This is a genomic window from Caballeronia sp. dw_19, assembly GCF_018449515.1.
Taxonomy (GTDB): Bacteria; Pseudomonadota; Gammaproteobacteria; order Burkholderiales; family Burkholderiaceae; genus Caballeronia.
In genome coordinates this window covers 18805-43050 of the sequence record NZ_JAAVUQ010000045.1, presented here as the reverse complement: position 1 = coordinate 43050, position 24246 = coordinate 18805, and the positions used below count along the sequence as shown (strand labels likewise).

The 24246-nt window shown below is 58.7% G+C and carries 18 protein-coding genes and 1 other RNA gene; 7 read left to right on the top strand and 12 right to left on the bottom strand.

The window, feature by feature from the left end; all coding sequences use genetic code 11:
- Positions 1–19: 19 nt before the first annotated feature.
- Entirely contained in the window at positions 20–592 is a 573-nt protein-coding gene (locus HB376_RS35310; RefSeq protein WP_255631747.1) for a GNAT family N-acetyltransferase, read from the bottom strand.
- Between the two features lie 258 nt (positions 593–850).
- On the opposite strand from HB376_RS35310, the gene HB376_RS35305 reads away from it, so the two are divergent.
- The gene (locus HB376_RS35305; RefSeq protein WP_213768334.1) at positions 851–2149 is read left to right on the top strand and encodes an MFS transporter; all 1299 of its coding nucleotides are present in this window, start codon (positions 851–853) and stop codon (positions 2147–2149) included.
- A gap of 90 nt (positions 2150–2239) precedes the next feature.
- On the opposite strand, the gene HB376_RS35300 is transcribed toward HB376_RS35305, so the two are convergent.
- Positions 2240–4108: a tetratricopeptide repeat protein gene (locus tag HB376_RS35300; RefSeq protein ID WP_213768333.1), complete on the bottom strand. Its 1869-nt coding sequence runs from the start codon at positions 4106–4108 to the stop codon at positions 2240–2242.
- 127 nt (positions 4109–4235) lie between these two features.
- Between HB376_RS35300 and HB376_RS35295 the strand changes: the two genes are divergently transcribed.
- The 3 genes from HB376_RS35295 to HB376_RS35285 all read left to right on the top strand — a co-directional run bounded on the left by HB376_RS35295 (position 4236) and on the right by HB376_RS35285 (position 7427).
- Complete coding sequence (locus tag HB376_RS35295; RefSeq protein WP_089163376.1) at positions 4236–4565, top strand: metalloregulator ArsR/SmtB family transcription factor; 330 nt, start codon at positions 4236–4238, stop codon at positions 4563–4565.
- On the top strand, positions 4566–5615 hold the full coding sequence (locus HB376_RS35290; protein ID WP_213768332.1) for a cation diffusion facilitator family transporter: 1050 nt from the start codon (positions 4566–4568) through the stop codon (positions 5613–5615).
- A gap of 66 nt (positions 5616–5681) precedes the next feature.
- Positions 5682–7427: an FAD-dependent monooxygenase gene (locus HB376_RS35285; RefSeq protein ID WP_213768331.1), complete on the top strand. Its 1746-nt coding sequence runs from the start codon at positions 5682–5684 to the stop codon at positions 7425–7427.
- Between the two features lie 209 nt (positions 7428–7636).
- Here the strand turns inward: HB376_RS35285 and HB376_RS35280 are convergent, their stop codons facing one another.
- Genes HB376_RS35280 through HB376_RS35265 form a run of 4 tightly spaced genes read right to left on the bottom strand, consistent with a single transcriptional unit; the run spans position 7637 to position 12899 of the window.
- Positions 7637–7891 (bottom strand): formate dehydrogenase subunit delta, encoded by a 255-nt coding sequence (locus HB376_RS35280; protein ID WP_213768330.1) that lies wholly within the window; start codon positions 7889–7891, stop codon positions 7637–7639.
- Between the two features lie 19 nt (positions 7892–7910).
- The gene (gene fdhF, locus HB376_RS35275) at positions 7911–10832 is read right to left on the bottom strand and encodes a formate dehydrogenase subunit alpha (protein WP_213768329.1); all 2922 of its coding nucleotides are present in this window, start codon (positions 10830–10832) and stop codon (positions 7911–7913) included.
- Between the two features lie 16 nt (positions 10833–10848).
- Entirely contained in the window at positions 10849–12405 is a 1557-nt protein-coding gene (locus HB376_RS35270) for a formate dehydrogenase beta subunit (RefSeq protein WP_213768328.1), read from the bottom strand.
- Positions 12402–12899, bottom strand: coding sequence for an NAD(P)H-dependent oxidoreductase subunit E (locus HB376_RS35265; RefSeq protein ID WP_213768350.1), 498 nt, complete (start codon positions 12897–12899; stop codon positions 12402–12404). The genes HB376_RS35270 and HB376_RS35265 overlap by 4 nt, the downstream gene beginning before the upstream one ends.
- Positions 12900–13038: 139 nt before the next feature.
- Between HB376_RS35265 and HB376_RS35260 the strand changes: the two genes are divergently transcribed.
- The 3 genes from HB376_RS35260 to HB376_RS35250 all read left to right on the top strand — a co-directional run bounded on the left by HB376_RS35260 (position 13039) and on the right by HB376_RS35250 (position 16148).
- Positions 13039–14127: a substrate-binding domain-containing protein gene (locus HB376_RS35260; protein ID WP_213768327.1), complete on the top strand. Its 1089-nt coding sequence runs from the start codon at positions 13039–13041 to the stop codon at positions 14125–14127.
- Positions 14128–14307: 180 nt separating this feature from the next.
- Positions 14308–14571: a hypothetical protein gene (locus tag HB376_RS35255; RefSeq protein WP_213768326.1), complete on the top strand. Its 264-nt coding sequence runs from the start codon at positions 14308–14310 to the stop codon at positions 14569–14571.
- 500 nt (positions 14572–15071) lie between these two features.
- Positions 15072–16148: a glycosyltransferase family 4 protein gene (locus HB376_RS35250; RefSeq protein ID WP_213768325.1), complete on the top strand. Its 1077-nt coding sequence runs from the start codon at positions 15072–15074 to the stop codon at positions 16146–16148.
- Between the two features lie 454 nt (positions 16149–16602).
- On the opposite strand, the gene HB376_RS35245 is transcribed toward HB376_RS35250, so the two are convergent.
- The 6 genes from HB376_RS35245 to ompA all read right to left on the bottom strand — a co-directional run bounded on the left by HB376_RS35245 (position 16603) and on the right by ompA (position 23924).
- Positions 16603–19482, bottom strand: a complete 2880-nt coding sequence (locus HB376_RS35245; RefSeq protein WP_213768324.1) for a hypothetical protein — start codon at positions 19480–19482, stop codon at positions 16603–16605.
- Positions 19455–20204: a hypothetical protein gene (locus HB376_RS35240; protein WP_213768323.1), complete on the bottom strand. Its 750-nt coding sequence runs from the start codon at positions 20202–20204 to the stop codon at positions 19455–19457. The genes HB376_RS35245 and HB376_RS35240 overlap by 28 nt, the downstream gene beginning before the upstream one ends.
- A 904-nt stretch (positions 20205–21108) precedes the next feature.
- Positions 21109–21477: a transfer-messenger RNA gene (gene ssrA / locus HB376_RS35235) on the bottom strand.
- 91 nt (positions 21478–21568) lie between these two features.
- A complete protein-coding gene (gene gph / locus HB376_RS35230) occupies positions 21569–22285 on the bottom strand; it encodes a phosphoglycolate phosphatase (RefSeq protein WP_213768349.1) in 717 nt (238 codons plus the stop codon).
- A 77-nt stretch (positions 22286–22362) separates the two neighbouring features.
- Positions 22363–23061 (bottom strand): bifunctional 2-polyprenyl-6-hydroxyphenol methylase/3-demethylubiquinol 3-O-methyltransferase UbiG, encoded by a 699-nt coding sequence (gene ubiG, locus HB376_RS35225; RefSeq protein WP_213768322.1) that lies wholly within the window; start codon positions 23059–23061, stop codon positions 22363–22365.
- 206 nt (positions 23062–23267) lie between these two features.
- Positions 23268–23924, bottom strand: a complete 657-nt coding sequence (ompA, locus tag HB376_RS35220; protein WP_213768321.1) for an outer membrane protein OmpA — start codon at positions 23922–23924, stop codon at positions 23268–23270.
- Positions 23925–24246 lie beyond the last annotated feature (322 nt).

Genomic DNA, 24246 nt, shown 5'->3' with positions numbered 1-24246 from the left:
AAAGAAAGACGACGAGGCATCAGCCGATCGGCAGGACGTAACGCAGCGCGACGATATTAATGCCGCCCATTGTGTCGTCTTCGCGGCCAGCCAGTCGCCATCCGCGAGACTCATAGAAACCAATAGCTGCAACGTTCGGTTCGAGTACAAACAAATGCATGCTGAGCGCGCCACGATCGCGTGCCCATTGCGCGGCGACGCTCAACATGGCGGTGCCCAACCCGCTGCCTTTGGCTGCCGGTAGCGCGTGCAGATTGTCCACGAGCACGCTGCCGTTTTCATCGGGTGCAAGCAGGCAAACGAAACCGGCCGGCCGATCATCTTGTATCGCGAGCAATACCTCACCCGCACCTTCAGCCAGTTCTTCGAATCGTGTGTGCCAGTGCGTTTCTCGTTCAGCCGACATCTCGCGATCGAGAAAATCGTCCGGCAGGATTCCGCGATACGCCGACGCCCAACTTTGCGCGTGCATCCTGGCGATCAGTTGTGCATCGGCGGACGTGGCCGGCCGCAGCACGAAGGGCCATGATGGATCGGAAAATGTAGGCGAATAGATAGGCATGTGTAATGTAATTTTAAGGTGTTTTTCCATACACATGCGCGATGTTCCGAATAGGCGGATTTCACTTTCCCGCTGTAACATTGGCGTCGTGCAGGGTTTCGGCGTTGCTATGGTTAACCCTTATTTACGGTTGTCGAGCGCGCTTTCGCATCGTTTTGAGCATTTTTCGCTGGTTTGAGCACGGCGAAGCTTACACAGGCATCCGGTGCAGTGCTACCGGGTCGTCAACATCCGGTCGATTCACGACGCATCAGCTGCGGAATCTGGCCACTGTTTTTTGAGATAGTCATGTCCAGCCCCTCACATGCAACGCCCGCGAACGAGTCGAAGGCGAAATCGGTGTTCCGCGTCGTCAGCGGCAATTTCCTCGAAATGTATGACTTCATGGTCTACGGCTACTACGCCTCGGCCATCGCTAAAACCTACTTCCCGAGCGGTAACGAATTTGCGTCGCTGATGCTGGCGCTGTCCGTGTTCGGCGCGGGCTTCCTGATGCGGCCGATCGGCGCCATCGTGCTCGGCGCGTATATCGATCATCACGGCCGGCGCAAGGGCCTGATCCTCACGCTGGCCATGATGGCAGCCGGCACCTTGCTGGTGGCCGTGATTCCGGGGTATGCGACCATTGGCGTGCTGGCGCCGATCATCGTGTTGCTCGGACGTTTGCTGCAAGGCTTCTCGGCCGGCGTGGAACTCGGCGGTGTGTCGGTGTATCTCTCCGAAATCGCGACCAAGGGCAACAAGGGCTTCTACTGCTCATGGCAGTCGGGTAGCCAGCAAGTGGCCGTGGTGTTTGCCGCGTTGATCGGCGTGACCATGAGCCGGATCTTGCCGCCTGACCAGATGACTTCGTGGGGATGGCGCGTGCCGTTTATCATCGGCTGCCTGATCGTGCCGTTCCTGTTCATCATTCGCCGTTCGTTGCAGGAAACTGAAGAGTTCCTCGCGCGCAAGCATCGTCCGGACATGGGCGAGATCATGAAGTCCATGCTCTCGAATTGGGGCATCGTGCTTGCCGGCATGGGCATGGTCATCATGACCACGGTGTCGTTCTACATGATCACCGCCTACACGCCGACCTTCGGCAAGGAAGTGCTCAAGCTTTCCTCCATCGATGCGCTGGTGGTGACGGTGTTCATCGGCTTGTCGAATCTCGTGTGGCTGCCACTTTCCGGGGCGATTTCCGACCGCATCGGACGCCGCCCGGTGCTGCTGTTCTTCACGGTCCTGACCATTCTCACGTCGTATCCGGCGGTGCAGTGGCTGGTCGCCGATCCATCGTTCCTGCGCTTGCTCGGCGTGGAGATGTGGCTCTCATTCTTGTACGGCAGCTATAACGGCGCGATGGTCGTGGCGCTCACCGAGGTCATGCCGGTCGAAGTGCGCACGACGGGTTTTTCGCTGGCGTATAGCCTTGCGACGACTATCGGCGGATTTACGCCCGCTATCTCCACGTACCTGATTCACGCAACCGGCAACAAGGCGGCGCCGGGCGCGTGGATGGCCGTTGCCGCGGTCTGCGGGCTGATCGCGACGCTCGTGCTGTATCGATCCACGGAAGCGCGCAGTCAATACAAGACGGCGTGATGCCGGCGTGAGATTCGCCGGCGCTGAAACCAAAAACCCCCTCGCCATGACGAGGGGGTTTTTGTTTGTGTGCTCAACGAGCATGCTGTTTTACGACGCGCCTATTTCGCCAGCCACGCGTGCGACTACATCGTCCCATGCACCGGGTTTCGGTTGCCGGAACAAACGTGCTTTCGGGTACCACGGAGTCGACGCGGTATCGATACCCCAGCGCCAGTCCGCCGCGAACGGCAGCATCAGCCATAACGGCTTTCCTAACGCGCCGGTCAGGTGAGCGACGGCGGTATCGACGGATACCACGCCGTCCAGCCGATCCACGATCGCGGCCGTATCCGCGAAATCTTCGAGCTTGCCTTCCAGTCGCTGGATGAAGCGGGTGCGCGGATGAGTGTCCAGCAACGAGCGCTCTTCGTCGGTCAACGTGGGCTGCAAGACGATCCAGTCGATGCCTTCCAGCCTGAACAACGGTTCGAGCATGCCAAGCGACGCCGAACGGGTTTCGCCCGGCTGAATCCGCCCGGACCATGCAATGCCCAGCTTGCGTTTCGACTGACCGCCGAGCGAGCCGCGCCACTTCTTCCTGTACGCCGCCGGCACCACGAGATACGGCGTGCGCGCGGGCACCTTGTCGGCGTTCGATACCCCCAGCGCCAGGGGCAAGCTCAGCAATGGCGAGAAAACGTCTGCATCGGGGGGCGTAGTTGCATTGCCCGAACCACTGGCCGTGCTCTTGAGCAAGACGCCCGCCGCGTGCGCCGCCGGCTCAAGCAACGCGACGAGTTCCGGCTGTACTTCAAGCACGATCTGTCCGACGAGCTTCGCCGCGAAGGGTACGAAACGAACGAACTGCAAGGTATCGCCGAAACCTTGTTCCGCGCGAATCTGGAGCGTCTGGCGCGGCAGCGGCTCGCCATTCCACTTCGGCAGCGACGGCGGCGTAATGCTGCCCGGTGTGCGCAGGCGCCATTCGTAGGCGGGCAGGCCGCGCGTGTAATCACCCAATGCCAGCAACGTCAGCGCCCGGTTCAGATTTGCCGCGGCGAGTCCGGGATCGAGCCGCAAGGCTTGATCGAACGCACGCAACGCAGGTCTGTGCGCACCGAGCGCCAAATGGGCGTTGCCGAGGCCAAGCCACGCAACGCCATACTTGGGATCGAGCCCGACTGCACGCTCGAATTGCGGCAACGCCGCTTCGTGCGAGCCGATAGCCGCGAGCGCGTGACCCAGGCCAAAGTGCGCCGGCGCGAATTGCGGCTGCATACGCAGTACTTTCTGGAGTACCGGCACGGCTTCGTGAGGGCGGCCGGCGGCATCGAGGAGATTGCCCAGGTTGAAATGCGCCGCGACATAGTTCGGCTCGACCGCCATGGCGGCCCGGAATTGCTCGATTGCGCCGTGGGTGTCCCCCAGCGAATTGAGCGCCATGCCGAGATTGTTGTGCGCGCCCGCGTGGCCGGGACGGATCTGCAGCGCGCGGCGAAATGCCTTCGCGCCTTCTTCGTAACGACGCATGCCAAGCAGCGCATTGCCGAAGTTATTCCAGGTCGCGGCGTCCAACGGTTGCAGTCGCAGCGCTTTTTCGAAGGCATCGGCGGCGTCTTCGTGACGACCTGCCGCTGAGTACGCATTGCCAAGGTTGTACTGCGCAAGCGAAAAACCGGGTTCCAGATGCAGCGCGTTGCGGAATCGCTCGATGGCGTCGTCAATCCGGCCCAGCGCCTTCAGCGCGTTGCCAAGATTGAGCTGCAGACCGGCGTCAGCCGGGCGCAGGTCCACCGCGCGACGCACCAGTTCGGCTGCTTCCGCGTGCTGGCCCTGTTGATGGCGCAGCACGCCGAGCAGATGAAGTGCGTCGACGTGGGAGGGCTCTGCGGCAAGCGCGGCTTGATAGTCGCGTTCCGCTTCGGTGAGGCGGCCATCGCGATGCGCCGCGAAGCCACGCGCAAAAACTGTATCCATTGAGGAAAATCGAATGCAAACGCCGCATTTTTACACACGTTCGCCGCCGATCACGAATTTTGCGTTGACGCACCCGGATTCATTTCTGTAACATATGAACACCTGTTCAACTGTTGGCTGATCTATTTTGTCCTCTCCCTTTGTAGCAACCGATGAGCGCGTGGTTCCGCTCGCCGACCTGTTCCGCCTGCTGGGCGATCCCACCCGGCTGCGCATTGTCCTGACGTGCGTGGACCGGCGCTGCGCGGTGGGGGCAATAGCGGAATCGCTGGGATTGTCGGCTTCTCTCGTCAGCCATCACCTGCGTTTGTTGCGGGCGGCGCGGATCGTACGCGCCGAGCGTGAAGGCAAGCAGGTTTTCTATCTCGCCGCCGATAACCACATCAGCGCCATGTTGGCCGAATTGCTCGAGCACGTTGCCGAGCCGCAAGCCGACTTCCGACCGGATAACGAATAAATGCAACCTCAAGAGAAACACCAGCACGAGCATGCGGATGCTTACGACCACGACCACGACCACGACCACGACCACGACCACGATCATGAGCCGAGTCACGCCCATCACCACGGCGCTGGCGGCCACCATCACCATCACGCGCCGCAAGCGGGACAGGGCCGCACATTTGCGATCGCAGTCGGGCTGAACATGCTGATTGTGGTGGTGCAAGCGGTGTACGGTTTTATCGCTCATTCCACCGCGTTGCTGGCCGACGCCGGCCACAATCTCTCCGATGTCCTCGGCCTGCTGCTCGCCTGGGGCGCCGTCTGGCTGGGCACGCGCAAACCGTCGGAGCGCTACACGTTCGGACTGGGCAGTTCGTCGATACTCGCTTCGCTCGCCAACGCCGCGCTGCTGCTCTTCGCGTGCGGCGCGATCGTGCTCGAAGCCGTGCAGCGCCTGCTCAATCCGGCGCCCGTCGCGGGCTTCGACGTGTTTATTGTTGCAACGCTTGGCATGGTCGTGAACGGTTTCTCGGCATGGCTCTTCATGCGCGGCAGCAAGGGGGACCTGAACGTGCGCGGCGCTTTCCTGCACATGGCGGCCGACGCCGGCATTTCCGCCGCGGTTGCCATCAGCGGCCTCGTGATCCTGTTCACGGGCGTGAGCTGGATCGATCCGGTGATGAGCATTATCGTGGTCGCGGTGATCGTGGTGGGCACCTGGGGCCTTGGCCGCGACGCCATGCGTCTCGCAATGGGCGCAGTCCCGCCCGGCGTGGACAAGCCGGGTATCGAACGATATCTGGCGGGTGTGCCGGGCGTCACCGACGTCCACGATCTCCACGCGTGGGCGCTGTCCACCACGGAGAACGCAATGACCGCGCATCTGGTGATGCCGGAAGGCCATCCCGGCGATAGTTTCGTGGACGGCATCGTGGCGACCTTGCGCCGCGATCACGCGATGAACCACGCCACGCTGCAAGTGGAAAGAGGCACGACGGAGCACCATTGCGCGCTGCACGAACGTTCGCCAGAACATCCTAAGCCTCAGGCGCACGCGCATTGAGTGAGCGGTCGTTCGCGCGAGGCGACCGGCGTACACTTGGCACTGTGAAGTTTGAGGGAGAAGCGCATGCTCGCGCAGACGCCGAATCGACACAAAGTCCTCGACGTGCCGCCGGTTCTGATCGCCGGCGCCGGTCCAACGGGCCTCGCCGCCGCGATGAGCTTGTCGCGTGCCGGCATTCCGGTGCGTCTCATCGACAAAGCCCCTGAACCCTCGCCGTGGTCACGCGCCATCGGCATTCAGGCACGCACGCTTGAGCTCTTCGAGCAGCATCGGCTGGTCGAACCGTTTCTCGAACTCGGTCATCGGGCGCGTGTCGCGAATCTGTATTCGAACGGCCAGCGCCTTTTGCGGCTCGACTTCGATCCGTTGCAAACGCGCTATCCATATCTGTTGTTCCTCGATCAATCCGTCACCGAACGCCTGATGACGGAGCACCTCGCGTCGTTCGGCGTGCACATTGAACGCGGCGTGGAATTGATGCGTTTCCGGCAAGGATCGGCGGGGCTGGACGCGGCCGTGCGGCATCCAAACGGCGCTGAAGAATCGATTCGCCCGTCCTACCTGATCGGCGCTGACGGCGCACATAGCACGGTGCGCCACGGTCTGGACATCGAGTTCACGGGCAAGACTTTCGAGCAAACCTTCCTGCTCGCCGATCTTCATGCCGACACCGAATGGCCCGACGACGAATTCCATATCTTCGCGTCCGGCGAAGGAATCGCGACCTTGTTTCCGATGGGCGGTGGCCGCACGCGCCTGATCGCGGACAAGCGTGCGACGTCCGCCGCGGTACCCGGCGTAGCGTCCGGCGTGGCGTCCGATAACGGGGCGGACAGTCCGGATAAAAGCGCGGCGCCGACGCTTGACGAATGCAAAGCGATTATCGAACGGCGTATTCATCATCGTGTGACGGCGACGAACCTTCAATGGTCGTCGTATTTTCATCTGAATAGTCGCATGGCTGACCGGCTGCGTTCGGGCCGCATTTTTCTTGCCGGCGATGCTGCGCATGTCCATAGTCCGGCCGGCGCGCAGGGGATGAACACGGGCATTCAGGAGGCATTTAACCTCGGCTGGAAGATTGCGCGGATGCTGGCGGGGGTCGCGCCGGATCGCTTGCTGGATACGTACCACGACGAGCGTCATCCGATCGAGCGCGAAGTGCTGCGGCAATCCAGTTTCATGACGCAAATGGCCGCTGCGGAGCATGGTCCGATGAAGCTGATTCGCGATCACGTGATGCCGGCTTTATCGGCGATTGGTCCGTTGCGCGATGCCGCTCGACGCACGGTCAGCGAGTTGTCGATTCAATACCGGCGCAGTCCGCTCACGCTGGATCGCTTGCTCGATGGCGGTCCGCGTGCGGGTGAGCGCGCGCCGGACGCGTGGGTGCATGTCATCGATGGCCCGCTTGGCCGGGCGCCGGGCGTGGGGTGTCTCTTCGATCTCCACGATCCCGCGTGCTTCTCGTTGTTCTTGCTGGTGAACCCGTTGCAGGAAGATGACATCGCGCTGGCGCCGGCGACGCTCACCGTCGCGCATGCTATCCGCGATAAGGATCTGGACGAGCTGGCGGTATTGGTGGAAGAAGTGTTGCCGAATACGGTGCGTGTGTGGCGTATCACCGATAACGAAAGCGATAGCGCGAACTCGCTGACCGATGCGTACGGGCGCACACGGCCGTGCTTTTATCTGGTGCGCCCGGATGGGTATATTGCGGCGAGAGGGCGAGCGCCGTCGGATACGCAGGCGCTGCTGCGGCATTGCGAAACCTGGTTTGGTTCGACGCAGCCGCGAGGGGAGAGTTAGCTGGATTTTGGCAGCGGGAGAGGCTCGACCGTGTTCAAGCTCTCGGCCCACTTCCGTACCTCGGCTTGCGGAACGCGAAACCCGGCGTGCAAGCTCGCCAACGCTTCGTGGGTCAAGCGGTCGCGTTCATCGTGCGCCGTTACGCTTTCAACTTTTTGATTCACGTTTTTCAATCCTATGAGTCCGGAAATCGCGTGATTCTACCTCGATCAACTCGCCAGATTTTCCGCCCCCGCCGGCGTCAGCGCCACCCGATGTTTCGTCAGCGCTTCCAGCACAATCGGTTTGAGTTCGGAAGCAACCTCCGGATTGTCCAGTCCGTTGAGCAGCGCAATCCGCATCCTTGGCGCCCAGAACCGGTGAATGTGATCGGCTACGCCGTCGACCGCTTCCGCACGATCCGGCATCGAATCGAAGAATTCACCGATCTGGTTCGCCATCTCGACCAGGCTGTTCACATCCATGATTTGTTCCCATCCATGCTCATTTCCCCGACGACGTCACCGCCGCCACCGTCGAATCACGCAACTCGAGAAATTCCAACTGCTGCGTATTGAAGCGCGAATAATCCTTCTGCCATTGCGACGGCTGTTCCACCGGCATGACCTGCACCGCCGTCACCTTGTACTCGGGACAATTCGTGGCCCAATCTGAAGAGTCGGTGGTGATCACATTTGCGCCGGACTCCGGGAAGTGGAACGTCGTGTACACCACGCCCGGCTGCATCCGCTCGGTGACCTTTGCGCGGAGCACGGTCTGCCCGGCACGCGATTCAATCCCCACCCAATCGTCGGCCTTGATGCCGCGGTCCTCGGCGTCATGCGGATGAATCTCCAGCCGATCCTCGTCATGCCAGCGCGAGTTCTCCGTGCGCCGCGTCTGCGCGCCCACGTTGTACTGCGACAAGATGCGGCCCGTGGTGAGCAGCAACGGGAATTTGCGCGTGACCTTCTCCGGCGTCGCGATGAATTTCGTGATGACGAAGCGGCCCTTGCCGCGCACGAATTCGTCGATGTGCATCGTCGGCGTGCCGTTCGGCGCACGCTCGTTGCACGGCCACTGAATGCTGCCGAGTTCATCGAGACGCTTGTACGACACGCCCGTGAACGTGGGCGTGAGGCGCGCGATTTCGTCCATGATTTGCGACGGATGCGTGTAGTTCATTTCATAACCGAGCGCGCGGGCGAGTTTGATCGTGACTTCCCAATCAGCCAGTCCGGGCAGCGGCGGCATGACCTTGCGCACGCGCGAGATGCGGCGTTCAGCGTTGGTGAACGTGCCGTCTTTCTCGAGGAACGATGAACCCGGCAGGAACACGTGTGCGTATTTGGCCGTCTCGTTTAGGAAGATATCCTGCACGACGATGCATTCCATCGACGACAACGCCTTCGCTACATGCTGCGTATTTGGATCGGATTGAACAATGTCTTCGCCCTGGCAGTAAAGGCCCAGGAAGCTGCCGTGAACGGCGGCATCGAACATGTTCGGAATCCGCAGACCCGGTTCCGATTGCAGCTTGACGCTCCACGCTTCTTCGAACAACGCGCGCACTGCCGCGTCGCTGATATGGCGATAACCCGGCAACTCATGCGGGAACGAACCCATGTCGCAGGAACCCTGCACGTTGTTCTGACCGCGCAACGGATTCACGCCTACGCCTTCACGGCCGACGTTGCCGGTTGCCATCGCGAGGTTCGCGATACCCATGACCGTCGTCGAGCCTTGTGCATGTTCCGTCACGCCCAGGCCGTAGTAGATCGCACCGTTACCGGCATTCGCATAGATCCGCGCGGCTTCGCGCACGGATTGAGCCGGGACGCCGGTGATGGCTTCCATGGCTTCCGGCGAGTTCTCTTCGAGCGTCACGAAGTCACGCCATTGCTGGAACGCACGCGGTTCGCAGCGCTCGGCGACGAAATCTTCCTTCACCAGGCCCTCGGTCACAATCGTGTGCGCGAGCGCGTTGACCATGGCGACGTTCGTGCCCGGCCGCAATGCCAGATGATGCGACGCCTTCACGTGCGGCGTATTCACGATATCGATACGACGCGGGTCCACCACGATCAGTTGCGCGCCCTCACGCACCCGGCGCTTGAGCCGCGATGCAAACACCGGGTGGCCATCGGTCGGATTCGCACCGATCACGACGATCACGTCGGCTTTCTCGACGGACGCAAAGGTCTGCGTTCCCGCCGATTCACCCAGCGTCGTCTTCAGGCCATAACCGGTCGGCGAGTGACAAACACGGGCACAGGTATCGACATTGTTGTTGCCGAACGCCGCGCGCACGAGTTTCTGCACGAGGTAGGTTTCCTCGTTCGTACATCTCGACGATGTAATCCCGCCAATCGAATCCACGCCATGTTTGTCCTGGATGCGACGGAATTCGCTGGCCGCGTACGAGAGCGCTTCTTCCCAGCTTACTTCGCGCCACGGATCGGTGATCTTCGCGCGGATCATCGGCTTGGTGATGCGATCCTTGTGCGTAGCGTAGCCCCATGCAAAGCGGCCTTTCACGCACGCGTGACCATCGTTGGCCTGGCCGTTCTTGTTCGGCACCATGCGCACGACTTCGCTGCCCTTCATCTCGGCTTTCAACGAACAACCGACGCCGCAATACGCGCACGTCGTCACGACCGAATGCTCGGGCTGGCCGAGCATGATCACGGTTTTTTCCTGCAGCGTCGCGGTGGGGCAAGCCGCCACGCACGCGCCGCACGACACGCATTCCGATTCCATGAACGGCTGGTTTTCACTCGCGGCCACGCGCGATTCGAAACCCCGTCCCGCGATGGTCAGCGCGAACGTCCCTTGCGTTTCCTCACACGCGCGCACGCATCGATTGCAGACAATGCATTTCGACGCGTCGTACGTGAAATACGGATTCGATTCGTCCTTCTTGTCCTTCAGGTGATTCGCGCCTTCATAGCCGTAGCGAACTTCACGCAAGCCGACTACGCCCGCCATGTCCTGCAACTCGCAGTCGCCGTTGGCGGGGCAGGTGAGGCAGTCGAGCGGGTGATCGGAGATATACAACTCCATCACGTTCTTGCGCAGCGACTGCAGCTTGTTCGTCTGTGTCCGCACTTTCATCCCGGCTTCCACAGGCGTCGTGCACGACGCTGGATAACCGCGCTTGCCTTCAATTTCAACCAGGCACAGACGGCACGAACCGAACGGCTCAAGCGAATCCGTTGCGCAGAGTTTAGGAACGTTGACGCCGGCTTCGATCGCCGCGCGCATCACCGACGTTCCCGCTGGTACGGTCACCGAAGTACCATCGATATCGAGCGTCACGTCGATATCCGCATGGCGCAGCGGCGTGCCGTAGTCTGTATCGTCGAAGGGATCGCGCAGTTTCGTCTTGCACGCGCAATTGCCGGAACCGCAGGATGAGTTGGACATGGTTGTGTTCCTTCTTTTAAGCCGCTTTCTGCGACGGCTTTTTGGAAAGACCGAAGTCTTCAGGGAAATGGTCGAGTGCCGACAGCACCGGATACGGCGTCATGCCGCCCATCGCGCAGAGTGAGCCAGAAACCATGGTGTCGCAGAGATCGCGCAGCAGCGTGACCTGTTTCGGCGAGGTGTCTCCTGCACGGATCTTCGCGATGACTTCAACGCCGCGCGTGGAACCTATGCGGCACGGTGTGCATTTGCCGCACGATTCGACGGCGCAAAAGTGCATGGCGTACTGGGCGAGATCGGCGAGATTCGAGGTATCGTCATGAATTACGATACCGCCATGCCCGACCACCGCACCGACGGCTGCATATGCTTCGTAGTCCATGGGAATATCCCACTGGCTTTCGGGCAGATACGTTCCGAGCGGACCACCGACTTGCGCGGCGCGCGCCGGCCGGCCGCTGGCCGTGCCGCCGCCATATTCATATATCAGTTCACGCAGGGTCACGCCGAACGCCAGCTCCACGAGGCCGCCTTGCTTCACGTTGCCAGCAATCTGGAACGGCAGCGTGCCGCGCGAACGACCCATGCCGAAGTCGCGATAAAACGCGGCGCCTTTGGCGAAGATGATGGGCACCGTCGCCAGGGTGATGACGTTATTGATCACTGTCGGCTGCCCAAACAAGCCGACCAAAGCAGGCACCGGCGGCTTCGCGCGGACCACGCCGCGTTTGCCTTCCAGCGATTCCAGCAACGCCGTTTCTTCGCCGCAGACATACGAACCGGCGCCTTTGGCCACTTCCAGTTCGAATGCCTTGTCGCTGCCGAGCACGCTCGCGCCAAGCCAGCCTGCATCGCGAGCTTTATCGATGGCGCGGTTCAGCGTCGCAATCGCGTGCGGATATTCGCTGCGCACATAGATATAACCCTTCGTTGCCCGGGTCACGATCCCCGCGATGATCATCCCCTCGATCAACATGTACGGATCGCTTTCCATGACCAGCCGGTCCGAGAACGTGCCGGAATCGCCTTCATCGGCATTGCAGACGATGTACTTCTGCGGCGCCAATGCAGCCCGCACCGTGCGCCATTTGATACCGGCCGGGAACGCTGCACCGCCGCGTCCTCGCAGGCCCGATTCAAGCAGCGCTTCGCAGGCGGCGTCGCCATCGGTTTCAAGCGCTTTGCGCAAACCTTCGAGGCCGCCATGCTTCACGTAGTCATCGGTGGAAAGCGGGTCCGTGATGCCGATGCGCGCGAAGGTCAGGCGTTGCTGCTTGGCAAGCCACGGCAAGGTGTCGACTACGCCGACGCGCTTTTCATGCGCGCCGCCGTTTGCCAGATCGGCATCGAAGAGCGCGGCGACATCGTCTTCATCCACATTCGAATAACCGATACGGCCTTCAGCCGTCTCCACTTCGACCAGCGGTTCGAGCCACAGCATGCCGCGCGAACCGTTGCGCACGACTTCAACTTCAATCCCGCGTTTGTGAGCTTCAGCCGCCACTGCCAGCGCGACGCGATCAGCGCCGAGCGCGAGTGCCGACGAATCGCAAGGGACGTAGATGCGCGTCATACCAGGTCCTCCGCGCTCGAATGAACGCGCGCCGCTTCATACAGCCGTTCGAACTTCTGCGGGGTGACGCGGGCGTACAGCTCGCCGTTGATCGTCATCGCCGGCGACAACGCGCATTGCCCAAGGCAATACACGGTCTCGAGCTCGGTATCGACTTGATGACCGGAATCGAACTTGCACCCCGTATGCCCTTCGATATGCGCCGCCAGCGCTTCCGTTCCCATGCTCCGGCAGGCCTCGGCACGACACAACTGCACGGTCACGCGCGCAGGCGGCTCGGAGCGGAAATGGTGGTAATAGGTGATCACGCCGTGCACTTCCGCGCGCGACAGCGACATGGCCTGAGCGAGCGGGGCGATGACATCGGCGGGAATGTAACCGGCTTCGTCCTGAATGGCGTGCAGCACGGCGAGCAGGGACGCACCCTTTTTCAGATGGCGCGCGACGCGCTCATCGGGCGTACCGGCCGGCTGATTCTGGTGGTTGTGAGGCATCTGGACCATGTGGGGAGTCTCCATTACTCGGTATATGTTTTATAAATGCATATATCGGTCTTATAATTTGCTGCACCGAGCCCGTGATATGCAAGATACGAGGCTAATCGGTCGATGGCAATAGGAACTGGGACTACATATGATCGATGTCGAATGTCGTACGGAGCTCATCCTGCGTGACGCTGCGGGCCGCGAAGCCAGTCTCAGCGCGGCCGTGCCGCTGCTGCTGCTGGTTTCGCAAACGGGAAGCATCGCGCAAGCCGCGTCGGCTAAGGGTTTGTCCTATCGGCACGCGTGGGGCCTTTTGCGCGACATAGAGACGCGGTTGGGTGGTGCGCTGATTACGAAGTCGCGTGGACGCGGGTCGGTGCTGTCGGAGCTCGGCGAAGCAGTGCTGCGGGCGCAGCGTTTGTCGAACGAGCGGCTCGATGGACCACTTCAGGCGTTGGCCAGCGAAGTGGCCGGCGAACTGAACAGGCGGCTCTCGCGCGCCGTTGGCGAGATACGGATTCACGCCTCGCACGGGTACGCCGTTGCGGCGCTGGTGGACGCGCTGGCCACGAAGCAAATTCCCGCCGACATCAAATACCGCGAGAGCGCTGAAGCCGTCACCGCGCTCGCACGCGGCGAGTGCGAGCTGGCAGGTTTCCACTTGCCGATCGGCGAATTCCGCGCGAGTTGCGCCGAGATCTACCGGCCCTGGCTCGACGCGGGGCGGCATCGGCTGATCCATCTGACGCGGCGCACGCAGGGCCTGTTTCTGCCCAAAGGGAATCCCAAAGGCATACGCGGCTTGCACGATCTCGCTCGCGACGACATCCGTTTCGTCAACCGCCAGCCCGGATCGGGTACGCGCATGTTGCTGGATCTGGCGCTGCGCCAGATAGGCGTCGACCCCGCGAGCATTAACGGCTATGCCACCGCCGAACTGACGCATTCAGCTATCGCTGCATTTGTCGCGAGCGGCATGGCGGATCTTGGCTTCGGCGTACAGCCGGCCGCGCAGCAGTTTGCGCTGGACTTCATTCCGGTGATCGACGAGGACTACTTGTTCGCGTGCGATCGCGACAAACTCAACGATGCGGGGCTCAGCGGCCTGCTGGCGGTACTGCGCAGCGATGTGTTCCGGGACAGCGTGGCGCATCTGGAGGGCTACGACCCGGCTTTTTGCGGGCAACTGCTTGAGCTCGAGGCGGCGCTCAACGGAGCGACCGGAAACGCGCGGTAACCATTTAGACCCGGCCTGTCCGGCTGATCCGGAGCCTTACGTTTAGAATTACGTTAACCTGATGGTTAGCGGGGAATGCCGGTGGTGTTGCGCAGGACGTTTTATCACCGTTCACCACGCCGGAGATGCCTCTGGCCAAACGTTTAACCGTCGACCGTTTTACTCACCGTTACTGCTGCCATGAAATTGCTTTTGAGCCTTGCCGCGTTGATCGCGTTTGTTGTTAGCGCCGTTGCCTTTGTGCCCGTCGCGTTTGCCCAGAATTCCCCCGGTGTTCCCGGTGGCATCCTGCAGGATCAGTTTCGCCTGAAACAACACCCGCAGCTCCCGTTTGCTGCTTCCGCTCCGTCGGACAAGTATCAGAACAGCGTGTCGGCGAAGCGCAAGCGCGGTGACCTGGGGGACCCGAACGGTTGTAACCTGCAATGTCCGCAGGACCAATAAGCCTGCAAGACTGCTGACAACGAAGTCCAGGCTCGCACGCGGCGGCTGGTATCGAAGCCGCTGGCTTGCTGTGTGCCATTGGCTTAAACCGCCACACCGCTGCAGCCCGACATGGCCGTCTCATAATAGGGCCTGTTCTACGGGTTATTTCTACGGCTTAGTTCTGCCAAACAGCGTTAACCCTGCCTTTTTGCCTCGATCTTCAGCCACGCCGGCGTCTTTTAAACGAGTTCCCCGGCGCAACGTTTGTTACCGCTCATTACCGACCGATTAATGCTACCTGATGGCGGCGTGCGCTGAATGCGCTCGGGTATCTTAATGGTGCGTGCATTGAGCGGAGTTCGATGACAGACGCATTTCATAATTCATTAAAAACAATCAAGCGAGCCGGCCGACGTCCGCGCCAGAGAAGCGTGGGCGAGGGGATGCGGATAAGCACTTATCCGCATGACGGCATGGCCGCAATGGGACATTCGGATCGCCGAGGGGAAGACAACAAAATGAGAATTCTTCAGGTCATTCTTGCACCCCGCTTATCTGGTGCAGAGGTGCTTGCCAAGGGTGTGGCCATTGGGCATCAGCGGGGCGGTCACGACGTTTGCATTACTTCACTGATGCCTGAGCACAACGATTTCCAGCACATCAGCGCTGAATTGCGTGCTAACAATGTCGTATGTTTTTTCCCGGAGCACTCGCTTGGCAAAGCAGGGCGACTGCTGTTCCTGCATCGTGCCATTCGACGGTTCAAACCCGACATCATTTTTGCGCACGCCACTATTCCGGCCTTGTATGTGCGCGCATTGCCGACGCGGGTGCCGATCGTCTGGGTCATGCATTCCGGCGCCAACGACTTCGCGAACAACGCGCTGCTACTTGCCGAACGGTTGCTGTCGGGACGGGCGAAAGCGGTGATCGGCGTGTCGCAGAAGAATATCGACGATTACGTCAAGGAAGTTGGTTCGCATCCCTCCATGATCGTGGTGCCGAACGGCGTTGATATTTCGCGTTTCGAGCAAGCGAGCGAGCCATTGCCATCGACCGGTTTCAGGCAAATTGTCCAGATCGGCCGGTATATTCCCGAGAAGAATCAGTTGCAGACTGTGCAGGCATTTGCGCGCGTTGCTGCTGCCGAGCCCGATGTGCGGTTGCTGCTGTGCGGCGTGATTGAAAACCTTGAGTATCACGCGGCCATCCTGAAACTCGTGGATGACCTGGCGTTGAACGATCGTGTGAAGGTGATTGGTCCGCAATCGAATGTCGCGGAGATTTTGCGCGGGTCGCACGCGTTCGCTATGCCTTCGAGTTTCGAGGCGCACAGCATCGGGTTCCTGGAGGCGCTGGCGTCGGGAATTCCTGTCGTGGGCAATGCGATTCCCTCGTTCGCGTTCGCCGATGATTTTCCGGGCGTTGAACTACTCAATACCAGCGACGCCGATGCCTACGGCCGCGCGTTGCTCGATGCCTTGTCGCAACCGAGAACCACGCGGCCGCTCAACGGACTGACGTTGCAGAGCACGGCGGACCGTTATCTCGCAATTGCCTGGGACGTGCTCAACCCACGGGTAGGGCTGAGTTGATCTAGTTGAATCGGATCGATTCGATGTGCAACGCGTCGCCGGATTTTCGGCGGCGCGTTTTTGCTGTGGGGCGCCGCGCGGTCTGGATCTGCGGCGGGCGTGGCAAGGCGCGCTCGAATGCGGCTACGGATGTGCCGTATTCGCACGTGGGGCCAGTCAACGGCAGCACCCGACCGTCGCCAACAAACAAAAAACCCCCGCGCAGCTCAAGCTGCGTGGGGGTTTTGTTCAAACTTTAGTGTTACAGAGGGCTATTTGGTGGAGGCGGCGGGAACAACAAACGTCTCGTCAGCCTTTTTCTAGAGCTAGAAGCCATATGCATAGCGAGAATATACCCCCGGAGATACCCCCTCATTTTTGCTGATGTGACTTGAAGACACGGCACCGTCATTCACCATGCAAGGCGCAAACGATGAGTTCAAAATGATTTCCAAATACAGGATTGTCTCTCAGGTCAGTCTTTTGGCGCGGGAAGGAAGCCGAGCTCAGCCCACTTTTCTGGGGACGTTTGAAGCGCAGAACGTCGTTCGTCTAAGGCTTCGTACAAGGAATACGAATAGACCCCGTCTAAGCCCTCGTTTTCCCCTAGGTCGGAGTCTTCGACGAACGATGACAAGGCTACTTTTCGAACAGCATCTCGAGCACCACTGGTTAAACGCTCTATCGCGGCTGACAATGCCTCGACGTGGCTAGATGTCGTTGCGGAATACTGAGAGTGAGCTAGACCCTCTAATATGCATCTGCATTCAGACTCGGTGAGATCGGTTGCCCCTAGCCGAAGCAAAGCCGTCTGATAAGGAGTCAAAATCCCGGCTGCAGGGGACATTTCCAGATGTGCTTGCGACAATCCAATCAATATTCCGTTTCTGGTGCACCAATTCGCCCATTGGATCGCTCGCTCTGAAAGGCGTTCTCGGATGACTGCTTCTCGAATCGTATCGCCGAGTGAAGTTTGCTGGCCGTGAGGAAGGCAAGACAAGCCGGCGCCCAAACAGATTTCGTCCAAAATCTCCGCAATGGCATCTGGTTGACTCAATCGCGCAAGGAGCACATTGAGAGTTGAACTATCCACAGCGGCCGATTGTGCTTTAAGACATTGAATGTAAGAGAGAACCGTGGCCGTGGGCAGCTTAGCAATTTCGATGTTATGTTCGGCGTTCTGCGCAATAAACCTCGACAGCCGCGAGGCAAACCAGCGCAGAACCAATGCCTCGTTTGCAGATCCTCGCTGCTTTTCTATGAGATTTCCCCAGAATTGCAAATCAGTTTTTTCTCGGTCTGTCTCCAATCCAGTGCTGCCGGCCAGCGGTAATCCGCGGCTCAAAGAGTCTTTGTCGTAACCGTGTACTGGCCCAGGTCCGTTAAGGCTGTAACTGACTACTTCACGTTGGGCAAGCCTCTCCGCTTCGTTCCAGTCTTCAAAGTCCCCAAAATGGCCATTCTCTGCGAGAGCAGCGAGCGAATTAGCGATCGCCGTATCGAAACGGCCGTCCATTAAGCTGATCAGCGGCCAGGGTGCGATCGCACTAATCCAGTTTCTGCGCCAATGAAACTTGTGCTTATTAGGGGCGCCGATCACCCGAAGAGCCGAGGCAAGTGTTTCTCTAGTTGGCGATAGCGCGAACCTGATCGCTGCGAAAATAGTGTCCCATTGGTCGCCGGGAGATGGCATATCCAGAAAAGCGATCGCTGCGTCGACGTCTAGTGGCATGCCGAGTAGACGGTGCTCGATTGAGCCTATCGCTAACTGGCCATCACATTCGAAAGAGACCGCGATCCCTGTCAGATCATCGCCGCTGTCGTATGCGAAGTGCCTGATAGCAATATGGTTAAAGCCAAATAACCAACGAGGCCATAATTCCATGACATTAACATCTGCAGCCTCACCCTCGCTTTGCGCCAGAGAAAACGCCTCCCACGGTGTCAGTTGAGGAATTAGCTCAATTGCCCTTGGCAAATGCCAAGCGTTGAAAATGGACAAATCGCCGCACACCGCATATTTTGCGCGATGATTGGGCAGTTTTTGCCACAACTCCTGATAAGATGCGCGCGCCCATTCGACGCCTCTGTTGGCGAGAGAATTCAACACTCCCCACGCTGCCAATGATTTGTTTTTATGAAAGTCAGTTTCTAAAATCGGATCTATCTTCGCTCGATACAAATCCTCTAGCTTCTCGTGATACACCGACGAAAATTCATGAGATCCCGTTAAGAAAGACTGATCCAACAATTCGAGCGCTGTGCGCAGCAGTTTGCGCTCACGCTTCGGCGCTGGTCGTGTCGCACCGTCCGATAAAATGTCTAGGGCCAAGCGCGACCCCCATTTCACTGAAGCATGTTCGGGGTTTAATTCAAGATCGTTCAATTCGTCACACAACAAAGTTATTTTATCCAGCAGCTCGACGCTGTCTTCGTCGCATAATTTTCCGAAAAGAAAAAGAAAGACATTTCGCCAATTAGTAATTGGAGCGATTTCCTCTATGCGGAGACGTCGGTGCTCCGTCGTTCCTCGCGCCATGGCCTCCGCGGCCATAAACTCCTGCAAAGAACGGATCTCAAACCCCACTTCTTCGTCGTGTGGACTAACCAGAAAGATCAACCGGTCCAACGCGGAAGTTTTGATTTCGTCGATTAGAATTTCACTTTCGCTACCGTCCAAACCCTGCTCCGTCAGGCGCTGCCGGACCAAGTCTAAAAAACGGCGTAAAGTGAGTTGGGCTGCTGTTTTTCCTGCCAACTCGGACTCAGCTTGCAATAACAGACCGGTTCGGTAGTGTATTGTGTCGATGTCGGTCTTCCGGTCGCGTAACAAATCGGAGAGAGGGCCCTCACGATTCGTTTCTCGTGTGTAAATCGTGCGGTAGTATTCTTCAAACAGGCGATACCGCTGTTTAGGTGGTTCGCCTAAGCGTTCGACCAACGTAGCCATTATTGTTACTTGTAGCGGGCTAGACATAAGCCGCATTGTGGCTTCAGTATGTGCAGCGGTTGTCAGGCGACGTCGCGTAGTATCAAATTTTTCGGCATCGCCGTTAGCGCGAAATTCTAGAAGGGATGATCCATAGGTGAGCGCCTGACTTTCCGACAAAGGAGTTAAATAGAGATGAGAGAAATGCGATTTTGCGAATTCATCCGAATATCCCTGTGGGCGCGTCGTCGCAATCACAACAACGTCCGCTTTTTCTACAGTAAGATCAACCAAGAAATGCTGAATCGCTTCCAGAACTTGCGCGCGATTACTGCTCGATGGAACCTCATCTAAGCCGTCGAATATAAAAATCCAAGGATATCCCGATAGCCATTGTTTCAATGCTGCGAGTGGAACGACGCCCAAACCACCAAGCTCTCGATTCGTAACCGAACATACTCAGCAATCGTCAGATTTTCGTTTTTGGCTAAGTCACTTGCGAATCGGTTCAAGACGATTCTGAATGGGAAGCGCAACGATAGGGGCATCAAACCGGCCTTAGCGTCTGAGGTATCTCTAATTTCGTCTAATATCTGAATGCATTGCGGGTCAAGCACTTCTAAGTTCTCGAGAAGCGCCGCCCGGTACAATTGGCAGAGGTATTGGCCGATGGTGCTTTTTCCTTGACCCGGGCCGCCCACTATCGCGACTCTTCCAAATGTCGCGGCTCGCGCCTTCGGCGCTTCAACACTTCGGAGGACAGTATTCCCGAGGTCTATGAGCGCCCGCGCTAATGTGGAATGGTTGTCAGATGCAGTAAGTGATTTGTCTTTATTTGAAGTAAAGGGTAGATCGATGAAAACTCGAGACAGGGGAACCGTGCGTCGCTCATCGTGCTGACCGGCGGATTCGAGTTTTGCCGCATAATCGCTCTGTAATTCTTTTTGCAGATAGCCAGCCAAGATGCGGTCGAAATCTGGAGTTTGAATTGACAAAGTCTGTAACGCCCTATGGAGAACGTCGTCAGGCAAGATGAATCCCAGATACGCTTGTCTGATTTCGGCAGCCGAATCGAGAAAGACGCGAAGTTCGTCGAAACCCCAGACCGCGGACCCTTGTATTCCAAGTCGACTGGCATACTTGGCCAAGATCGCTGCGCACCTATCGTGTCCCCCCGTCTCGATGTTACCCGTTAAGACCGCGTTGGTTATGAAGATGTAGTAGACAGGTGACCGCCGTTGCTTACTCCTGACTTTGGGCGCGTCGTCCGAAGGCGGTTGAAGATATTTTGATAACTCGGTCTCCAACTCTTTTGCAGCCCAGTCAGTATCGCTAGACGACTCACCTATAGAGCGTTGCCGATACTTACATTGCACTACTAGATAACCGGACCACGGATCCGACGCCGAGGGGTAGTCCATTCTTCCCTCAAACGTCGCTTCGCGCCCGCCGTCGGCCCCGTCCCCGAACGGAGTTACGCCAATAGCAACAAATTTCTTGCATAAAGCTTGAGAAAGATGTTCAAACTCTCGCGTATTTAGTCGATCTAGCCGGTAATCGCTCACTTTCGTGTTCCCCGTGCCTAAGTTTAAGCGGCGTTATGATTTTCCATAAAAAGTCCTATAAGACGACCCATATATTAGCAAGTCGTTGAGAAAAAATTGTTGAATTTCCAGTACTGTGGGAATTGTCCGTGGTCTGAGACTAAAGCTAAATTGGCGCTGCTCCGTGGACCGGGGAAGTCAAAGAGCGCATCAGGTTTGCTAGCGACGCCCAGAGAGCGGAAAGATCAACAAGCCTACCGCCGCCATCGGACAGCTTGTAAAGTTTCTCGCGCGGAGCGCTCTTTCGAATTTCGGCGTCTGTGAGTGCCATAGCTCAGACGTACGATATTTTGTGGTCGGGGTACAAGCTCGAGTCACCCCTTGGGATACCCCAAAACACCCCCGGATTAAGCCGGATGATTATAGACGAGTCAGGCAAAGAAAAACCCCGCCGAGCCTTGCGGCACACGGGGTTTCGAATAATCCGGTACAAGTCCGGATGCGTTATTGGTGGAGGCGGCGGGAATCGAACCCGCGTCCAGTAGCGCTCTACGACCAGTTCTACATACTTAGTTCTATCATTTGATTTAACCTGGCGACGCGGACGAACACGCTTCGCTTCGGCGATTCACTAAATTTTCGACCCGGATGTCATGACGCCACCAAGGCTTATCTGACGTATATGACCTCTCGCGGTATTGCTACCGGTCTTGCGACTCTAGTCCGTCAGTAAACTAGGGAGAGGCAGGCGGCCCTTAGGCTGCCAGTGCGAACGTTTCGTCGTTTGCAGTTACGTTTTTCCCATTGATTTACGAGGTGACGGGTCCTCGGTATGCCCTAGCCGCTTCGCAACCCCTGTCGAAACCAGGTCGCCCCCGAAGCATTGCTCATTATCTCACAGTTTCGTCCGCGTTTTCACCGCAGAACCGGTCCGGGAAGCCACAGCCGTCACGGTACATTGATGCGCGTTATTGCACATCGCGTAGCAGATGTTGCAATTCAATTGTCGTTTCCACCACGTGATCCGCATGCCACCGGGTGGGCGGCAAGTCCGTCCCGCAGTACCCGTAGGCGGCCGCCACGGTGACCATGCCGGCCGCGAAACCGGCCTGGACGTCGCGCAGGTCGTCGCCCACATACACCACACGCTCAGGCTTCTCTTCCATCAATTCCGCAGCATGCAGCAACGGCGCCGGATGAGGCTTCGAATGCGGGGTGGTATCGCCGCAAACAAGACAGGCCGCGCGCTCAGCCAGTCCCAGCAGCGCCACCAGCGGTTCGGCGAGCCGCGTCGCTTTGTTGGTCACAATGCCCCAGCGCACGCCGCGTGCATCGAGTTGATCGAGCAATTCGTCGATACCCGGAAACAGCGTCGTCTCGATGCACAAATCCGCCTCATAGTTGGCGAGAAACTCCTCGCGCATGGACGCGTAATCGGGATGCTCCGGCTCGATCTCGAACGCGCCGGCCAGCAAACCGCGCGCACCCGCCGATGCCAATGGCCTCAGGGTCTCAAGCGGCCGCATTTCCAACCCACGGTCGTGTCGCATCTTGTTGACTGCGGCGACGAGATCGGGCGCGGTGTCGGCGATGGTACCGTCGAGATCGAACAAGACCGCCTGGCAGAGCTTCAGCCGGGTCTTGTCGATTTGATGCTGGGGCAGGGGCGTCGGGTCGTCGCTCATGAAAGTCCGTACAGGTTCGATGACGCTCGGAGGCGTGGGATCGGCATCACTTGGGCGATCGTTCATGTCTGTTCCCGTCAGGCCACGCGACGGCAAGCCATCAGATAGTTGATGCTGGAGTCGTCGGAGAGACTGAAGCGCTTGCTGATCGGCCGGTAGGTAATCCCCTTGATCTCTACGATATCAAGTTGCGCGGAACGCACGTATTGCGCAAGTTCTGACGGCTTGATGAAGCGCGCGTAATCGTGCGTGCCACGCGGCAGCATCCGGGCAATGTATTCCGCGCCGATCACCGCGAGCAAATACGCCTTGGCATTGCGGTTGAGCGTGGAGAAAAACACCCAGCCGCCAGGTTTGACAAGCGTTGCGCAAGCCTGCACGATCCCGGCCGGATCCGGCACGTGCTCGAGCATCTCCATGCAGGTCACCACGTCATAACTGGCGGGCTCCCGCGCCGCCAGCGTCTCGGCCGCGATCTCTTCGTATTCGACCTCAACGCCGCTCTCCAGGCTATGCAGGTCGGCCACGCCCAGCGCGCTTGATGAAAGATCCACGCCTTTTACCTTCGCGCCGCGCACGGCCATTGATTCAGACAGGATGCCGCCGCCGCAACCGATATCCAGCGCGCGCTTGCCCGGCAGATGCGCAAGCGCGTCAATCCAGTCGAGTCGCACAGGATTGAGTTCGTGCAATGGCTTGAACTCCGCATTCGGGTCCCACCAGCGATGAGCCAGCTCGCTGAATTTTTGAAGCTCGTGGGGATCGGCGTTGATCATGTGCGGATAGCCTTGAAACATAAGGTCAGAAACGGTCAAGCACCAAGTATATAGGCGGTGGCGAGAGCCGGTGAAACGCGTCACGAGCCCAAGCCGGTCGAGCAGAGGGACGCGCCGGGCGTGCAGCAAGAGTGCAGCTAGATGCGCCGCACATAAAAAAAGCCCCGCCGAAGCGGGGCTTTGATCCTGCGCCAATCTGTCGCGTATTACTGCGGCTGACGCGAGGTTCCAACAACTTCGACTTCCACGCGACGATCCGGTGCGAGGCAGGCGATAAGTTGCTTGCGGTTCTTCTGGTTGCAACCCGTGGTAACCGGGTTACGCTTGCCCTTGCCTTCCGTATAGATACGGTTGGCTTCGATGCCCTTGCTGACCAAGTATGCCTTGACAGCTTGTGCACGACGCAGGGACAGGCGATCGTTGTACTTGTCCGAACCGATACGGTCCGTGTAACCCGTTGCGACCACAACTTCCAGGTTCAGGTCGCCAATCTTCGATGCGAGATCGTCAAGCTTTTCCTTACCAGCCGGCTTCAGGATAGCCTTGTCGAAGTCGAACAGAGCGTCAGCTTGGTACGTAATCTTCTGGCTCTGGATGACCGGAGCAACAGGAGCGACCGGAGCCGGCGGCGTCGGTGCTGTCGCTACCAGCGCGCCATCGCACTTTGCGTTGGCCGTTGCCGGGGTCCAGAACGCGTTACGCCAGCAAAGCTCGTTCGTGCCGTTCATCCACACCCACTCGCCCGTGCCGTTCACCCAGTTGTCGTCCACTGCCTGACGCGAAGCCGGGACCGATTGCGCCATAGCCGATGCAGCCATAACTGCGGTAGCTGCAATGAACGCGAGCTTTGAAAGTTTATTCATATTTCTCCTCTCGAAATTGAGATTACCGCAGGTTTACTGCGAGCCTTGTTGACGAAGACAAGTCATACATTGCTCGAAGTATAACATTACCGCGGAACAAAACGCTGTGTGTAGACTTCGAGCAGTGTCTAACTTTGTGCGTTCGCATTTTGCCATATCGTTCCCTTGCAACGATAAAAATATCCCCGGCCCCCCAACGCCCGCAACCTTATGTGGTGCATGCGCAACAAGACGGGGCATGGGAATCGCAGGGTTTGATACGTGCCGAACATGCGCACAATGCGTGCCACCCCGGAACTTTTTCCCAAAACATCAATACATT

Coding starts and splice junctions, on each gene's coding strand:
- HB376_RS35310 (WP_255631747.1), bottom strand. CDS start 592: ATGGAAAAACACCTTAAAATTACATTACACATGCCTATCTATTCGCCT.
- HB376_RS35305 (WP_213768334.1), top strand. CDS start 851: ATGTCCAGCCCCTCACATGCAACGCCCGCGAACGAGTCGAAGGCGAAA.
- HB376_RS35300 (WP_213768333.1), bottom strand. CDS start 4,108: ATGGATACAGTTTTTGCGCGTGGCTTCGCGGCGCATCGCGATGGCCGC.
- HB376_RS35290 (WP_213768332.1), top strand. CDS start 4,566: ATGCAACCTCAAGAGAAACACCAGCACGAGCATGCGGATGCTTACGAC.
- HB376_RS35285 (WP_213768331.1), top strand. CDS start 5,682: ATGCTCGCGCAGACGCCGAATCGACACAAAGTCCTCGACGTGCCGCCG.
- HB376_RS35280 (WP_213768330.1), bottom strand. CDS start 7,891: ATGGATGTGAACAGCCTGGTCGAGATGGCGAACCAGATCGGTGAATTC.
- fdhF (WP_213768329.1), bottom strand. CDS start 10,832: ATGTCCAACTCATCCTGCGGTTCCGGCAATTGCGCGTGCAAGACGAAA.
- HB376_RS35270 (WP_213768328.1), bottom strand. CDS start 12,405: ATGACGCGCATCTACGTCCCTTGCGATTCGTCGGCACTCGCGCTCGGC.
- HB376_RS35265 (WP_213768350.1), bottom strand. CDS start 12,899: ATGCCTCACAACCACCAGAATCAGCCGGCCGGTACGCCCGATGAGCGC.
- HB376_RS35260 (WP_213768327.1), top strand. CDS start 13,039: ATGATCGATGTCGAATGTCGTACGGAGCTCATCCTGCGTGACGCTGCG.
- HB376_RS35255 (WP_213768326.1), top strand. CDS start 14,308: ATGAAATTGCTTTTGAGCCTTGCCGCGTTGATCGCGTTTGTTGTTAGC.
- HB376_RS35250 (WP_213768325.1), top strand. CDS start 15,072: ATGAGAATTCTTCAGGTCATTCTTGCACCCCGCTTATCTGGTGCAGAG.
- gph (WP_213768349.1), bottom strand. CDS start 22,285: ATGAGCGACGACCCGACGCCCCTGCCCCAGCATCAAATCGACAAGACC.
- ubiG (WP_213768322.1), bottom strand. CDS start 23,061: ATGATCAACGCCGATCCCCACGAGCTTCAAAAATTCAGCGAGCTGGCT.
- ompA (WP_213768321.1), bottom strand. CDS start 23,924: ATGAATAAACTTTCAAAGCTCGCGTTCATTGCAGCTACCGCAGTTATG.